Raw genomic sequence first — 15,111 nt, 5'->3', positions numbered from 1 at the left:
GCACCATGGCTTCACCTTACAAAAGGAGCCCGTAATGAACGCCCTTCGCCGCCTGCCCTACTACGTCCCCGGCGCCCTGCTCTGCCTGGGCATCGCCTTCGGCTCCCGCCAGCTCATGGAAATCCCTGCGCTGCAGCACCTGGGGCTCGGCAGCCTGACCCTGGCGATCCTCATCGGCCTGCTGGCCGGCAACCTCGGCCTGGCCCGCTTCGGCAGCATCCGCCCCGGCATCGACCTGTCGCGCCAGCAGCTGCTGCGCCTGGGCGTGGTGCTCTATGGCCTGCGCCTGACCTTCCAGGACATCGCCGCCCTCGGCCCGGCCGCGCTGATCATCGACGTGCTGATGGTCGCCAGTACCCTGACTGTCGCCTGGTGGATCGGCGAACGCTGGCTCAAGCTGCCGCGCGAAAGCGCCCTGCTGATCGGCGCCGGCAGCGCCATCTGCGGCGCCGCGGCAGTGATGGCGAGCAGCCCGGTGCTCAAGGCGCGCGCCGAGCATACCGCCGTCGCGGTGGCCACCGTTGTACTGTTCGGCACCCTGGCGATGCTGCTGCATCCGTTGATCTACGCTGCGCTGCCCAACCTGTTCGGCAGCGAGCAAGCCTTCGGCATATTCACCGGCTCGACCATCCACGAAGTCGCCCAGGTGGTCGCCGCCGGCCGCGCCATGGACCCGGCCGCCGCCGATGCCGCGCTGATCAGCAAGATGCTGCGCGTCCTGCTACTGGCTCCGGCGCTGCTGATCCTCGGTCGTGTTGGCTGCGCCGAAGCTGCCGAGCCGGGTACCCGTCGCAAGCTGCACATCCCCGGTTTCGCCGTGTTCTTCCTGCTGGTGACCGGCCTGCGCTCGCTGGGCTGGGTTCCGGAAAGCTGGCTGGCCCCGTTGCAGCAACTGGACGACGTGATGCTCGGCATGGCCATGGCCGCCCTGGGGCTGGCCACCCGCCTTGGCGACCTGCGCAAGGAAGGCCCCAAACCGCTGCTGCTGGGCGCCGGGCTGTTCGTCTTCCTGCTGGTGGGCGGCGGCCTGATCAATGGCGGCGTGCAGTACCTGTTCCACTGATTTCGGAGAGAAAACAAAAAGGGCGGACACCTTGGGTGTCCGCCCTTTTTCGTTACAGGCGTTCTATTACTTCACTGGCGATCAGCTGGACAGCTTGCGGTCCAGGGAGAACGGGCCGGCGCCGCTGATCAGCAGTGCGACGCTGATCATGATCAGGGTGAAGGCGTATTCGAAGCCATTGGCGGTGATGAAGAAGCCGTTAGCCAGGTGAACGCTGAACACCGCGACCAGCATGGCGACGATCAGCGGGATGCTCGCCAAGCGCACCAGCAGGCCGAGGACCAGGGCCAGGCCGCCGAAGAATTCGGCGCTACCGGCCAGAGCAGCCATCAGGTAGCCAGGGGTCACGCCGAGGGATTCCAGCCAGCCCGCCATGCCTTGCAGGCCCGGGCCGCCGAAGGCGCCGAAGAGCTTCTGCGAGCCGTGAGCCATGAAGGTCAGGCCGGTGGTGATACGCAGTACAGCGATGCCGGCGCCAGCGTTGGTGGTCAGGATGGATTTGATCAGCGAGTTCATGGTGCGTCCTTATGGAAGCTCTAGTGGGAGCGAAGGGTGGCGTAGGAAGTTGGTGACAACCGTGGTTGCTTGGCGACCAATATAACCAGTTTTTACGATATCAAAAGCGCAAAATCGCACTAATAACTATCGAATAAACCGATTACTTCTTGATTGCCGCCACGCTTTCACGTGGCTCGAGGCCATCACGTTCCCGCTGATATGCAAGATAGTACTTGTTGACGCTGCTGACGTAGTTCACCACGCCCATGCCCAGTTGCTCGGCCGCCACGCGCTCGACCTGGAAGAACCACTGGTTGGGGTTCAGGCCCTGGCGCTTGGCCTCCGCACGCAGGCTTTGCACCCGCTCGGGACCGGCATTGTAGGCAGCAAGAACGAAGGCCATGCGGTCCCGTTCATTGATGCGCGGGCTGGAGAAGAAGCGCTTGCGCAGCATCGCCATGTAACGGCTGGCGGCCTGCACGTTGTTCTCCTTCTGGTGCACGGTATCCACGCCGACGGCGCGGGCCGCCGCCGGGGTGATCTGCATCAGCCCGGTGGCGCCACCAGCGCCGCGCGCACTGGCATCGAGATTGGATTCCTTGAAGCCCACCGCAGCCAGGGCGAGCCAGTCCACCTTGCTCTGCTCGGCATAGCGCTGCAAGGTCGGGCGCACGGCTTCCAGGCGCTTGCGGTCAGGCACCTGAAGCGGGTTGCGCACCTGATAGGCGCGGCGGTACAGACGCTGGAAAGCCGCGTCCTGGTCCGCCGGCGCGCGGTAGTCCTTGAGGAAGCGGTTGACGCTGGCGCGCAGCATCGGTGCGTCGCGGCGCACGTACCAGGCCATCGGCTCACTGTTGTCCAGCACCAGATGCCGGTCGACGCGCAACTTGGTGAAGACCTTGCTCCAACGCTCGGCGATGGGCTGCTCGACCACGGTGTAGTTGAAGATGCCGGCCTGGACCATCTCCAGCACGTCTTCCACGGCGAGCGAGGAATCGGTCCACTCCAGCACCAGCGGCGCCAGTCGCTTCTGCGCCAGACGCTCGTTGACCTTGCGCACGGCCTCGCCAGCGGCGCTGCCGGCCGGCAGGGTGATGGTGCGGCCGGCAAGTTGCTCCAGGCGGACGAACTTGCGGTTGCCCTGCTTGGTCACCAGCACCAGTGGCACCTCGGCCTTCCACGGCAGGCTGGGGCTGAGATTCTGGCCATCGCGGGCCAGCAGGACTTCCCCAGGCGCAACCAGATCGCCTTCACCGCGCTGCAACGCGCCGAGCAATTGATCCTTGGCCTTGGGAATGAATTTGACGGTGAGCGGCTTGCGCCCCGGGGCGCTGTCGTTGAGGTACTGCTCGAAGGCTCGCAGGCGGCGGTACTCTACGCCGATGGGCTCGCCCTTGATTTCGCCAGAACTGTTGCGGCTCTGGTTGACCAGGACCCGGAGGGTGCCACCGGAGCGGATGGTGGCCAGGTCACGGGCACCGCTGCTTTCCTGTTCCCAGTTTTCCGGCTGGGCCGTCAGGCGCGCGGCCGCCGGCAGTGGCGTCAAAGCCACAAGGCACAGCAGTAGCAGCAACAGTCGCGTCATCCAGCTCTCCAGGGGGTTGCACACGGCACCGGCCCGATCAGAGCGCGGTTTTGGCCGCAAGTTCCCAGCCGCCGAGGGCGCGCGAGACTCTCACAGCACGGGCCGAATGCCAACCCGAAATTCCGGAAGCACTTTCAGAAGTGGCTTCAACTATCTGTTTTAAAAGGGTTTTTATTGAAAAACAGAGGTTCTGCTATGCTGCTCGCCCGAACCAAGGGATGAACGATGCAACTGATCGACATTGGCGTCAACCTCACCCATCCGAGCTTCGCCCCGGAACGTGAAGCTGTCCTCGCTCGCGCGATCGAGGCCGGCGTCGTGCAGATGGTGCTGACCGGTACCAGCCTGGATGACAGCGAACAGGCCCTGGGACTGTGCCGGCAACTGGACGAAGAACAGCGTCTTTACTGCACCGCGGGCGTCCATCCGCACGAAGCCAGCCACTGGGACAGCGGCACCGCGAAAGCACTGCGCGGCCTGCTGGCCGAGGACCGGGTCAAGGCCGTGGGCGAATGCGGGCTGGACTTCAACCGCGACTTTTCGCCGCGTCCGCAGCAGGAGAAGGCTTTCGAGGAACAGCTGAGCCTCGCCGTGGAGCTGCAATTGCCGGTGTTCATCCACGAGCGCGATGCCGGCGAACGCCTGCTGGCGATCCTCAAGGACTTCCGCGACAAGCTGCCGGCCGCCGTTGTGCATTGCTTTACCGGCGAGCGCCGTACGCTTTATTCGTACCTCGACCTCGACCTGCACATCGGCATCACCGGCTGGATCTGCGACGAACGCCGAGGCACCCACCTGCAGGAACTGGTGCGGGAAATTCCCGAAGGCCGGCTGATGCTGGAAAGCGACGCTCCTTATCTATTGCCGCGAACCCTGCGTCCGAAACCCAAGAACGGCCGCAACCAACCGGCCTACCTGCCCGAAGTGCTGGCCTGCGTGGCCCAGCACCGAGGCGAGAGCGCAGAGCGTGTCGCCGCCCACACCAGCGACTGCGCGCGACGCTTCTTTGGCCTGCCGGAAATTTGAACCGGCTCTCAAGATAGCCCTTCGTCGGCCGATAAGTCGGGAGCAGAAGGTGGCTTGATTCCCATCAATTGCCACCTTCATCCTTTTCACGACAATAATGGCGCCTCGCCACTATTCGACCGACAAGAAGAGATATATGGCCGCCTGGATCCGCGATATTTCCCTCAAGTACAAGTTCTGGGCCGTCAACGCGGTCGCCTTCGTCACCACCTTGCTGCTGGTGCTGTTCGCCATGCACCAGGAGCTCGACGGGCGCAACCAGCAGGCACGCCAGGCTGCCGAAGCCCAGGCCCAGCTGCTCAAGAACTGGCCGGCAGGTTTGGCGCTGCCGAACTCGCCGAACCTTGTCAGCTTCGCCAGCGGCAGTTCGCCGCAAATCGCCGGTGTCGACGGCTCCGCCCTCGCCCGCGCCAACGGCTGGGTTGATCTGCAGGGCGTGCAGACCCGCGCCGGTGCACTGGCCGGCGCCTATGTACAGGACATCGGCAGCGGCCAGCGCGTCGCTGTCCTCGCCCCCGGCGCGGACTTCTGGAGCGTCTTCGAGGAGCGCGCAGTGCCCTTCGCCGGCGCCGTACTGGTGCTGATGCTGGCCCTGCTGGCCGCCTCGCAGTTGCTGATCCGGTTCATCCTCACCCACCTGCTGACCCTGCGCGACGTGATGCTTCATGTGGAGAAGAGCGGCGACCTGGCCGCCCGCGTGCCGCTGGAGAGCCGCGACGAGGTCGGCCAGATGGCTACCGCCTTCAACGCCATGCAGGCCGGCTACCAGCGCGTGGTCGGCACCGTCGCCCAGGCTGCCGGGCGCCTCGACGAAGGCGCGCGCAGCCTCGCCAACAGCATGGGCCAGGTGCGCCAGGGCATGCTCGGCCAGCAGAGCGAGACCGACCAGGCCGCCACCGCCATCAACGAGATGTCCACCACCGTCCACCACATCGCCCAACACGCCGCCGACACCCGCGACCAGTCGCAGGAAGCCGACCGTCTCGCCGGCAACGGGCAACAGGTCGTCGGCCGCGTCGGCCAGTCCATCGCCGGCTTGTCCCAGGGCGTGCAGCAGACCGCCGAGATGATCCAGCAACTGGCCCAGGACAGCCACAAGATCAGTAGCGTGGTCAGCGTGATCCACGGCATCGCCGAACAGACCAACCTGCTCGCCCTCAACGCCGCCATCGAGGCCGCCCGCGCCGGCGAGATGGGCCGCGGTTTCGCGGTGGTCGCCGATGAAGTACGCAACCTCGCCAAGCGCGTGCAGGACTCCACCGACGAGATCACCCAGATGATCAACGCACTGCAGTCCGGCACCCGCGACGCCGTGGAGTTCATGCAGGAAAGCTCGATCAAGGCCGACGGCTGCGTCGAGGAAGCCCGCGAAGCCGGCGAGGCCCTGGCGGCGATCGCCTCGGCCGTGGCGCTGATGCGCGAGAGCAATACACAGATCGCCGTGGCCGCCGAGCAACAGAGCCAGGTGGCCGAGGAAATGACCCGCTCGGTGGTCGGTATCCGTGACGTCACCGAGCACACCGTGCAGCAGACCGTGGACTCCGCCGGCACCAGCCACCAGCTGGCGGACCTCGCCGGTGAGCTGAGCCGCGCCATCCGCCAACTGCGCCTGTAATCCCTATCGCCCGCATAGCCTGTGCCCATTGGCACGGGTTTCGCGGCAGCACCTAGACTGCTGACATTCCGCCCGCCTGCGCTCAGGCGGGCCTTTCAGTCTCAGGAGCTTCGCCATGGGCAAACGTCACCCCAACCTCGTCGCCTGGCAGTGGCAGGGCTACGCCGCCAATCACCGCAACCCGACCAACCTGGCGCTGCACATCATCGCCGTGCCGCTGTTCATCCTTGGCGCCCTGACGCTGCTCAGCGGGCTGTTCGGCCTGAGCCTGACAACGATTCTGCTGGGCGTGATCGGCATGATCGCCTCGCTGGCCATCCAGGGCCGAGGGCACAAGCTGGAAGAAGAGGCGCCCGAACCCTTCAGCGACCGCAAGGACGCCGTGGGCCGCCTCCTGACCGAGCAATTCATCACTTTCCCGCGCTTCGTGCTGAGCGGCGCCTGGTGGCGCGCCTGGCGTAGTCGCCGGCGCTGAGCCGGCCCTAACAGAAAGGCGTGGCATTTCGGCCATTCAAGTACCGGGCAGGTTCGCCGATATAATCGTCGAGATTTCGTCACGAGCTGTTGAGATGTCGGCTTTTCGTCATTTTATTGGCATTTTTGTCTGCCTGTTTATTGTCACGCTTGCTCACTCAGCCCCGGAACCGGCGGCCGAGCGCACCGTGCTGATCCTGGCGGTGAAAGACCAGCCGCAGCTCCAGCGCCAATACACCCTGCGCGACCTGGAAGCACTGCCGCAGACCGAGCGGCGCTCCATGCTCCCCGACGAATCCCAGGTCTACGGCTGGCAGGGCGTACGCCTGAGTACCCTGCTCGCCGGCTTCGACCGCGGCGCCGCCCAGCGCCTGCGGGTCGAGGCGCTGAACGACTATTCCGCCCTGATTCCGTTGAGTGACCTCGACGCCTTCGACCCGATTCTCGCCTACCGCCGCGACGGCCAAGCCATCGGCATCGCCGAGCGCGGCCCGCTGTTCGTCATCTACCCGATGCTCGATCACCCGGAGTTGCGGACCCAGGTCTATTTCAACCGCACCGTCTGGCAGGTAAGCCGCATTACCCTGGAGTGATCGCCGTGCCCCCGCAAGCTCCCAGGCGGCGCCATCGCCGCCTGACCATCATCATCCTCAGCAGCCTGATCGCGGCGCTGACTGCCGGCGCCGGCGCGGCGCTGCTGATGGTGCACCAGCATGTCCGCCAACTGGCCCATCCCGACGCCCACAGCGAGCTGTGGCAGGCCTACCAGCTGCGCGCCGAGCTGGAGCGCTCACTGAGCACCGCGCAAAAGGTGCTCGCCGGAAAGAGCGACAGCGATGCCCTGGCGACCCGCGTCGAAGTGCTCGCCAGCCTCCTGCCGCCGCTGCGCAATACGCCTGTCTACAGCTACCTGGTCGTGCCACGCCCGGAAGTGCAGGCGACCCTGGAGCGAATCCAGCGCCTGAGCGACGCCTGGCTCAAGCGCGCCCCGTGGGGTCAGCCGCAAGCCGCAAGGCTCCTGGCCGGCGAGATGCTGCGTGAACTACCGCCCCTGCTCGAACCGACGCACGAACTGGTGGTCGTCACCAATATCGCCCTGACCAATTACATGGATGCCGAGCGCCTGGACCTGCAGCGTGCCTTCAACCTGCTGGCCTGGGTGCTTTTCGGCCTCGGCCTGTGCAGCGTGCTGCTGGCTCTGCGGGTCATCGCCAACTCGCGGCGCAAGCTGCTGCTCACGCAGCGACTGCATGATCTCAACCAATCCCTGGAACAACGCGTCGAGCAGCGTACCCAGGAGTTGAGCGAGCGCAAGGCACTGCTGCGCTACATCCTCGATACCAGCCCCAGCGACGTGGCGCTGCTCAGCGATGAGGATTCCCGCGCGCACTACGTCAGCCCGCGCCTGCTGCAACGTACCGGCATCCATCCGGACGAGCCCTTCACCCTGCACCGGCTATTTGACGACCCCGACGAGGAAGCGCGCTTCCGCCAGTCCCTGGCCGAACGCGGCCAGTTGGACAGCTGGGAAACCCGCCTGGCGGGCAACCCCGCCTACTGGGCGATCGTCTGGGCGCGCAAGATGGAAGTGGACGGTCACCCCGCCTCGCTGGTGTGGAGTTTCGACATCAACCAGCGCAAAGCCATGGAGCAGGAACTGCGCCTGCTGGCCACTACCGATCCGCTGACCGGTCTGCAGAACCGCCATGCCTTCGTCAAACGCGGCGTCGCCCTGCTCAAGAGCGCGCAGCGCTACGAGCGCCAGTGCGCAGCGCTGATGCTGGACATCGATTTCTTCAAGCCGATCAACGACACCCACGGCCATGCTTTCGGCGATGCCGTGCTGCAAGCCGTGGCGAAGGAACTGACACAGGGGTTGCGCGAAGTGGACCTGCTCGGCCGTCTGGGTGGCGAGGAGTTCGCCGCGATCCTTCCGGAAACCGACCTGCAGCAGGCGCTGCTGGTCGCCGAGCGGGTGCGCAACAGCGTGCAGGCGCTGTCCTTCACCAGTGAGGACGGCAGCCGCGTGCGCCTGACCCTGAGCATCGGCGTGGCCGCACGCCGCGAAGGCGAACTGCGTCTGGAAGACCTGCTCGCCCGTGCCGACCGCGCGCTTTACCGGGCCAAGGCCGGCGGGCGCAATCGTACGGAAACCGCGCCCGGTATCTAGTTGAAACGCCGTTAGCCGAAGATGGTGACTGTCTGCCGGCCGATCGCCAGGAGCTGGCCATCGGCCGACCAGGTCTGCGCTGCAATATGGCCATAGCCATCGCGGGCATGTTCGATGGTCGCCAGGTACTGGCACCAGCCATTGGCCGGCATCGCCGGCAACGGCTGGACGAACTCCACCGTCCAGGTCAGCGAGCTGGAAGGCGCCGGTGACTTCAGGTGCGGCAGGTTGGCCGGCGGCCAGGCGTCGATCAGCGCCAGCAGGTGGCTGATCTCCATCGGCTCATCGCCTACGTCATCGCCGCGAAAGCGCATCCAGCCGCCCATTGCACGCTCGCGGCTGGCCGAGAACGGCATGTGCCCGACTGCCCAGCGCATGGCGATGTTCTGGGTGAAGGCCGGCATCAGCTTGCGGATGTAGGGCAGCTCCTGGCAGTCCTCCACGGCCTTGAAGGCCGGCGGCGGCAGGCCGTCCATCTGCACGGTGGATTCGCGCGATACGCCGAAGCTGCCCTGCGCCAGCAGCACCACCTGCCCGTTCTGCACAGCGCGACAGAACACCTGGCTGACCGACTTGCCCTCACGCAGCACTTCGGCCTCGAAGCTCACCGGCACTTCCACTTCGATGGGCCCGACGAAGGTGATCGCCAGGGAGCGCGCCGGCCGACCGGCCTCGGCAACCGCCGCCATCGCCTCGTAGGCCAGGGCCGCCACAAGGCCGCCGAAGCTTGCGCGGCCCTGTGCCCAGGTGGCGGGGATGACGATGGACAGCGGCGCGGCACGCACCGCCCGGAGCATTTCGCTGAAGGACATGTCGATACTTCCATAAGGGACTGCCGGCGATCCTAGGGCATCGCGCCGCACCGGCAAACCATCCAAAGCCTTGTCCCCTGCAGGAAATGCCCTGCCATCAATGGCCTCTATGCAATGCCTTCTGCAGGGCGTCCAGGCTCTCGTCGGCGAGGCGCTCGGCAAGGTCGTGGCGGGCGTTCCAGTGGGGTTGCAGCGGCATCAGGTCCAGTTCGCGCTCACTGCGAATCAGCCACTGCTCGTAGTCATGCCAGTCACCGAGGGCCGATTGCGCATCCTTCAATGGCACCAGCAGGCGCTGGGGAACGGCCGACTCTTTCGGATAGGCCTCCAGCGAATAGCGCACCCGCTTGATCAGCAGGCGCAGGCGATGGCGGTCGTGGGCCGGGTCTTTCAGCGCGTCGCGCAGCTTCTGCCACTCCCTGGCCAGGCGCTTCTCCACCTTGCCATGCAGTCCCTTGAGCACGCCGTGGCGTTCGGCGGTGCGCCACAGCTGCGGCCAGCCATCCAGGCGCATCATCAGGCGTTCCCACTGCGGGCTGGCGAGCAGCGTGGCGTAGCCGGACATCAGCGCCGGCCGACGCAGTGCGACTGCACGTTCGTAGCCTTCGGCCTCCAGCACCGGCAGCAGCACTTCAAGATCACGCAGCGGGCCACTGAGCCGGCCCATGTCACCCAATGCCTGCTCCAGTTCATCGATGCCGGGCATGCCCCGCACCGGGTGCAGCAGGCTGCGCAGCCGGCGTACAGCGATGCGCAGGTCATGCAGCGCCTCGGGATCGGATTCGGCCTTCAGGCGGGAAGACGCGGAGAACAACGCGACCTCCTGCTCGATCAGATGGCTTACCAGGTAATCGGAGAAGGAGGTCACGGCAGGCTCCACGCCAGAGGGTGAGATATCAGGTTAGCCCCCACCGACGCAGCGGCAAGGGACACCATGTCACGTTGCGTTTCTGCCCGCAGTGCGCAAGCGCCAGGGCAGCTCGCGGCGCAAGCGCGCCAGGTGCGCGCGCAGCTCGCCCGGCGCAGTGGCTACGCCGCCATAGCGCTGCGCTTCGAACGCCTCGAGGTAAGCGCGGATCGCCTGTGCATGAGCCGGCAGGACCTTGATGGCACGATGGCAGAAGTCCCGCGCACCCTCCCCCGGTTCGCGGCGTACGCCCAGTGGAGCGAGCATCCTTTCGAAGCGCTGGAAACTGCGCAACTGGAGATCGGCAGAGCGCCGCCAGGGCTTGAACAGCACCAGCGCCAGCACGCCGAGCAGCAGCCCGCCGCCACCCACCAGCAGCGCGCCTATCCATTGCCGGTCGAGCCCGCCGAACCAGTTTTTCAGCATGTCGCCCTGCTGCTCGGCCTGGTAGCCCAGCACCCAGCGCTGCCAGCCGTAGTTGACGTTGTCCCAGGCCATGCGCAGCTCATTGAGGAGCGCGAAGTTCCGGTAGCGCAGGGGCGAAAACGGATCGGCCTCGAGGAAGCTGCCTTCCTGGCTCATGGCCGCCTCCAGGCCCTGCTCGATCCGCTCGGGCGATACCGCTCCCGTCGGGTCGACCCGCGTCCAGCCCCGGCCAGGCTGCCAGTACTCCACCCAGGCGTGGGCATCGAACTGGCGGATCGTCAGGTAATTGCCCGAGGAACTGGCCTCGCCGCCCTGGTAACCGGTGACCACGCGCGCCGGAATGCCAGCCGCGCGCAAGACGAAGGTCATGGCGCCGGCATAGTGCTCGCAAAAGCCGGCGCGAGTGCCGAACAGGAAGCCGTCGATACGTTCCGGGCCGGCATCCGGCGGCCGCAGCGTGTAGCGGAACGGCTGCTCGCGGAAGTGCCGGAGCATCGCCTGTACCAGTTCGGCCGGCTGCGGGTAGCGCTCGCGCAGCTGCTGCGCCCAGGCGCGGGCCTGGGGATTGCTGCCTTGCGGCAAGGCAAGGTTGATCCGTTGCGCGCGGGCGGCATCGTCCGGTTCGAGCAGCGCCTGCGGCCAGGATGTGGCGCGATAGAGCAGCCCCTGGCGCACCGGCAGGCGCCGTTCTAGGTGGAAGTCGCTCATCATTCGCGCATCGTCCAGGCTGGCCTGTGCCACATCCAGGGCAAACAGCCAGGGGCGGCCATTGGGTTCCATGATCACCTGGTACTGCAGAGGCTGCCCCTGCTGCCGCCATTGCGGTGGGCGATCGCCACGCTGGAACGCGGTGCTCCAGCGCACGCCGTCAAAACGCTCCAGCGTCAAGGCGCGCCAGTACAGCTGCGATCGCGGTGGCGGGCTGCCGTCGAAACTCACACGGAAGGCCAGCGCCGGGGACTGGCTCAGCTCCACCATGTCACCCGGTGCCATGCTGTCGCTCAGCCCGGTCATGGACTTGTCGCCCGGCATGGGCAAGGACCACAGCGGCCCCATGCGCGGAAACAGCAGGAACAGCAGCAGCATCAGCGGCAAGGCCTGTAGCAGCAGGCCGCCCGCCAGGCGCAGGGTAGGCATCGGGCGCGCGGCGAAACTGCTCTGCTGCAGGCCGATGGCCGCCGCCAGCAGGGCCAGCACCGGCAGCAGGCTGAAAGCAGCGGCGATGATGTCGTCCTGGAAAAGGTAACTGGTGGTCACCGCGAAGAAGCCCAGGAGGATCAGCACCCAGGCGTCGCGACGGGTCTTGAGTTCCACCAGCTTGATCACGAAGGCCGAAATCAGCAGCACCACGCCGGCATCCAGGCCGATCAGCGAACCGCGGGAAAACCACACCCCCAAACCGGCCGCCGCCACCAGCGCCAGCTTGGCGACGCCGCTGGGGTAGTTGGCGCGCATGCGGAACACCTGGATGCGCCACGCCGCGCACCCCAGCCAGACCGCGACGATCCACAGCGGCAAATGCTGCAGGTGCGGAATGATCACCACGGCCTGGGCCACCAGTAGCCAGGTCAGCGCCACCCGGGGGATCGGCTGGGCGGATGTGGCGGTCGCGCTGCTCATCGTTTCATCCCGTGCAGTGCCAGGGCGCGCAGGCAGGCATCGCGATGCGCGTCATCCAGGCCAACCGCCAGCTGCGCATCCGGCAGGCGCAAACCGAAGGGTTGCTGGCGCAGCGACAATTGCAGGACCCAGAAGCACAGGCGTGACAGGCGCCCCTCCGTGTCACCGCCGAGGCTGTCGAATTCCAGCCAGACATTGCGCCCGGCCAGGGCAGAGAAATCCTTCACCAGCAATCCCTGGCCACGGGAATAGGCCTTCCAGTGCAAGCGCCGGCGCGAGTCGCCCGGCTGGTAGGGCCGCAGCCCCTGGTAATCGTCGACACCGCGACCACTGGGGCGTACGCCCTCCTCGTCGTTCTCCGCCGGGCCGCCTTCCAGCGGCAGGTCGCCGGGCTGTGGATGCGGGTAGACCAGCACCGACTGATCGAGGTCGACCCAGCTCCAGGCCACCAGCAAGCCCAGCGGGAAGCGGCTTTCCACTCGCAGGCGGCCAGGGCGCAACCAGCCACGGCGCTCCGCCGGCAGGCTGAGCAGCACCTCTTGGGCATGCTCTACCGCGACATCGGAGAACTGCATGCGCTGGGCTTCCCACCCCAGGCCGATGGCCTGCCGCGCGCGCCCTTCGGCTTCCAGGCGTACACGGAACGCGGCCTGCTCTCCGACGAACACCGGCTGTGCGCCGAGAGAGCTCAGCCGCAGACCACCGAGGTTACGGTAGGTGTGCAGGATGGCAACGATGAACAGCGACAGCAGCAGGAAGGTCAGGCCGTAGGCGAGGCTGTTCTGGTAGTTGATGGCGGTGAGCAGCATCAACAGCAGGGCGACACCGAACGCCATCCCCTGCCGGGTGGGAATGATGAAGATGCGCCGCTGGTTGAGCTGCAACGACGGCGACGGCGGTATGCGACGGGCTATCCAGCTCTGCCACAGCGGTCTGACCCTGACGAGCATGGCGTGCCCCTCAGAGAGCCGGAACTTCGCGCAACAGCCACTGCACCAGCGCACCACCGCCATGCCCGGCCGGGTCGGCCTGGTCGCGCAGGCGGTGGCCGGCCACCGAGGGCAGCACGGCCTGCACATCCTCGGGGATTACATAATCGCGCCCGGCCAGCAAAGCCCAGGCGCGGGCCGCCGCCAGCAGCGCCAGGCTGCCGCGCGGCGACAGGCCAAGGGCAAAGGCCGGCTGGGTGCGCGTAGCCTCCACCAGGCGCAGCACGTAATCCACCAGGGCGTCACTGGCGCGCACCTCCAGCACCTCGCCCTGCAGCGCCTGCAATTCCTGTGGGTCGAGCATCGGCTCCAGACGCGGCAGCAGGTCGCGGCGCGCCTCGCCCAGCAGCAGCGCCTTCTCCGCCGCGCGGCCGGGATAGCCCAGCGACAGGCGCATGAGGAAACGGTCGAGCTGGGATTCGGGCAGCGCAAAGGTGCCGCCCTGGGTCACCGGGTTCTGCGTGGCGATGACGAAGAAAGGGTCCGGCAGCGGGCGAGTCGCGCCCTCGATGGTCACCTGTCCCTCCTCCATGGCTTCGAGCAGCGCGCTCTGGCTCTTGGGCGTGGCGCGGTTGATTTCGTCGGCCAGCACCAGCTCGGAGAAGATCGGCCCGGGGTGGAAGACGAACTGGCCGGTGTCCTTGTCGAACACCGAGGTGCCCAGCACGTCGCCGGGCAGCAGGTCGGAGGTGAACTGGATGCGCTGGAAGCTCAGGCCCAGCACCCGCGCCAGGGCGTGGCTCAAGGTGGTCTTGCCCATGCCGGGCAGGTCTTCGATGAGCAGGTGCCCCCGAGCCAGAAGGCAGGTCAGCGCCAACCTCACCTGCACTTCCTTGCCGAGCAGTACCTGATCAACTGCCTTCAGACAATTCTCCAGCTTGGCGTGCATCCTGTCCCTCTCTTCCCCGGAAAACTCCGATCCTACTGGTCCCGGACAGAGCATCAAAGACCTCGACACATTTAGTCCGCAATCTGTGATGTAGAGCTGTGATCCAGAGCGCCTAGCGCCCCAACAGGCGCTCCATCAGCCAGCTCGACGCCGGCCCCAGCGGGCGCTGTCGCGACCAGATCACGTCCACCGCCACCCGACGCGGCCAGCCCGCGACCTTCAGTTCCTGCATACGCCCACTGGCGAAGCGTCCTACCATCCAGCTGGGCAATTCGATCCAGCCGAAGCCCAATACCGCCATGTCCAGCAGCAGCAGGTAGTTCGGTGCACTCCAGCAGCGGCCACCCGGCATCGGCGCGGCGTCGTCCAGATAGGTGTTCAGGCGCAGCGCCCTGTAGGCCAGCAGATCTTCGCGCTCTACCTGAGCACGGCCCGCCAGCGGATGATCGCGGCTGACGAACAGGCCGAACTCGGCCTGTTCGCTCAAGGTCGCCGAACTGATGTCCGGCGGGTAATCCCGCTGTGCCGCAAGCAGCCCCAGGCTGGCGCGTCCCTGGACGACCAGGTCGAGCACATCGCTGTCCTCGGCGATCAGCCACTCGAACTCCAGGTCCGGGTAGCGCGCATCGATTTCTGCCAGCCGCGCCTCGAATTCGGCGGACTGATAGGTATCCGACATCGCCAGGGTGACGCGCGACTCCAATCCTCCGACCAGCTGATGCGCCAGTTGGCCTAGCCGGTCGTTGGCCATCAGCACTTCCTCGACCCGCCCGAGTAGCGCATGGCCGGCCTCGGTCAATTGCGGTTGGCGGCTGCTGCGGTCGAACAAGGTCAACCCCAGATCGATCTCCAGCCGCGCGATGGCCTCGCTGACGGTGGACTGGCTCTTGCCGAGTTTGCGCGCGGCGGCGCTGAAGGAACCCAGGCAGGCAGCCTCGGCGAAGGCCTGCAGGGATTCGGGGGAATATTGCACGGGCGGCACCTCTTCCATCGGTTATCCCGATGGTATCCAACTTAGATCCAGCCGGTCGACCGAT

Annotated in this window: 14 protein-coding genes; 6 read left to right on the top strand and 8 right to left on the bottom strand. The window is 66.4% G+C overall.

Translation table 11 applies throughout. The features are described from left to right. Positions 1 to 34 precede the first annotated feature (34 nt). Positions 35 to 1,063: a YeiH family protein gene (locus AC2T4A_RS15075; RefSeq protein ID WP_478379589.1), complete on the top strand. Its 1,029-nt coding sequence runs from the start codon at positions 35 to 37 to the stop codon at positions 1,061 to 1,063. An 81-nt stretch (positions 1,064 to 1,144) separates the two neighbouring features. Here the strand turns inward: AC2T4A_RS15075 and AC2T4A_RS15070 are convergent, their stop codons facing one another. Together AC2T4A_RS15070 and AC2T4A_RS15065 are read right to left on the bottom strand one after the other, a co-directional pair. Further along, positions 1,145 to 1,579, bottom strand: a complete 435-nt coding sequence (locus AC2T4A_RS15070; protein ID WP_017517576.1) for a DoxX family protein — start codon at positions 1,577 to 1,579, stop codon at positions 1,145 to 1,147. 142 nt (positions 1,580 to 1,721) lie between these two features. Beyond that, entirely contained in the window at positions 1,722 to 3,146 is a 1,425-nt protein-coding gene (locus AC2T4A_RS15065) for an MltF family protein (RefSeq protein ID WP_486743629.1), read from the bottom strand. A 225-nt stretch (positions 3,147 to 3,371) separates the two neighbouring features. Between AC2T4A_RS15065 and AC2T4A_RS15060 the strand changes: the two genes are divergently transcribed. The 5 genes from AC2T4A_RS15060 to AC2T4A_RS15040 all read left to right on the top strand — a co-directional run bounded on the left by AC2T4A_RS15060 (position 3,372) and on the right by AC2T4A_RS15040 (position 8,431). Continuing rightward, positions 3,372 to 4,172 (top strand): TatD family hydrolase, encoded by an 801-nt coding sequence (locus AC2T4A_RS15060; protein ID WP_416748597.1) that lies wholly within the window; start codon positions 3,372 to 3,374, stop codon positions 4,170 to 4,172. Between the two features lie 136 nt (positions 4,173 to 4,308). Next, positions 4,309 to 5,787, top strand: coding sequence for a methyl-accepting chemotaxis protein (locus tag AC2T4A_RS15055; protein ID WP_486743628.1), 1,479 nt, complete (start codon positions 4,309 to 4,311; stop codon positions 5,785 to 5,787). A 115-nt stretch (positions 5,788 to 5,902) separates the two neighbouring features. After that, positions 5,903 to 6,262 carry an Mpo1-like protein gene (locus AC2T4A_RS15050; RefSeq protein ID WP_486743627.1) on the top strand — a complete coding sequence of 120 codons (360 nt, stop codon included), beginning with the start codon at positions 5,903 to 5,905 and terminating at the stop codon, positions 6,260 to 6,262. A 187-nt stretch (positions 6,263 to 6,449) separates the two neighbouring features. Next, positions 6,450 to 6,854 (top strand): putative pterin-binding protein, encoded by a 405-nt coding sequence (locus tag AC2T4A_RS15045; RefSeq protein ID WP_478379586.1) that lies wholly within the window; start codon positions 6,450 to 6,452, stop codon positions 6,852 to 6,854. Further along, positions 6,854 to 8,431: a GGDEF domain-containing protein gene (locus AC2T4A_RS15040; protein WP_486743684.1), complete on the top strand. Its 1,578-nt coding sequence runs from the start codon at positions 6,854 to 6,856 to the stop codon at positions 8,429 to 8,431. The genes AC2T4A_RS15045 and AC2T4A_RS15040 overlap by 1 nt, the downstream gene beginning before the upstream one ends. 11 nt (positions 8,432 to 8,442) lie before the next feature. Here AC2T4A_RS15040 and AC2T4A_RS15035 read toward each other — a convergent pair whose 3' ends face one another. The 6 genes from AC2T4A_RS15035 to AC2T4A_RS15010 all read right to left on the bottom strand — a co-directional run bounded on the left by AC2T4A_RS15035 (position 8,443) and on the right by AC2T4A_RS15010 (position 15,047). Continuing rightward, positions 8,443 to 9,243, bottom strand: a complete 801-nt coding sequence (locus tag AC2T4A_RS15035; RefSeq protein WP_416748605.1) for an acyl-CoA thioesterase — start codon at positions 9,241 to 9,243, stop codon at positions 8,443 to 8,445. A 97-nt stretch (positions 9,244 to 9,340) separates the two neighbouring features. Beyond that, positions 9,341 to 10,111: a CHAD domain-containing protein gene (locus AC2T4A_RS15030; protein ID WP_416748607.1), complete on the bottom strand. Its 771-nt coding sequence runs from the start codon at positions 10,109 to 10,111 to the stop codon at positions 9,341 to 9,343. A gap of 69 nt (positions 10,112 to 10,180) precedes the next feature. Next, positions 10,181 to 12,196 carry a transglutaminase TgpA family protein gene (locus tag AC2T4A_RS15025; RefSeq protein ID WP_486743626.1) on the bottom strand — a complete coding sequence of 672 codons (2,016 nt, stop codon included), beginning with the start codon at positions 12,194 to 12,196 and terminating at the stop codon, positions 10,181 to 10,183. After that, entirely contained in the window at positions 12,193 to 13,146 is a 954-nt protein-coding gene (locus AC2T4A_RS15020) for a DUF58 domain-containing protein (RefSeq protein WP_416748611.1), read from the bottom strand. The genes AC2T4A_RS15025 and AC2T4A_RS15020 overlap by 4 nt, the downstream gene beginning before the upstream one ends. Before the next feature lie 10 nt (positions 13,147 to 13,156). Continuing rightward, positions 13,157 to 14,074, bottom strand: coding sequence for an AAA family ATPase (locus AC2T4A_RS15015; RefSeq protein ID WP_416748613.1), 918 nt, complete (start codon positions 14,072 to 14,074; stop codon positions 13,157 to 13,159). A 112-nt stretch (positions 14,075 to 14,186) separates the two neighbouring features. Beyond that, positions 14,187 to 15,047, bottom strand: coding sequence for a LysR family transcriptional regulator (locus AC2T4A_RS15010; RefSeq protein WP_416748615.1), 861 nt, complete (start codon positions 15,045 to 15,047; stop codon positions 14,187 to 14,189). Positions 15,048 to 15,111: the final 64 nt, after the last annotated feature.

The organism is Pseudomonas sp. PVC-3-1 (assembly GCF_057444315.1).
The sequence above is the reverse complement of the archived record's forward strand: the minus strand, read 5'-3'. Positions and strand labels throughout refer to the sequence as shown.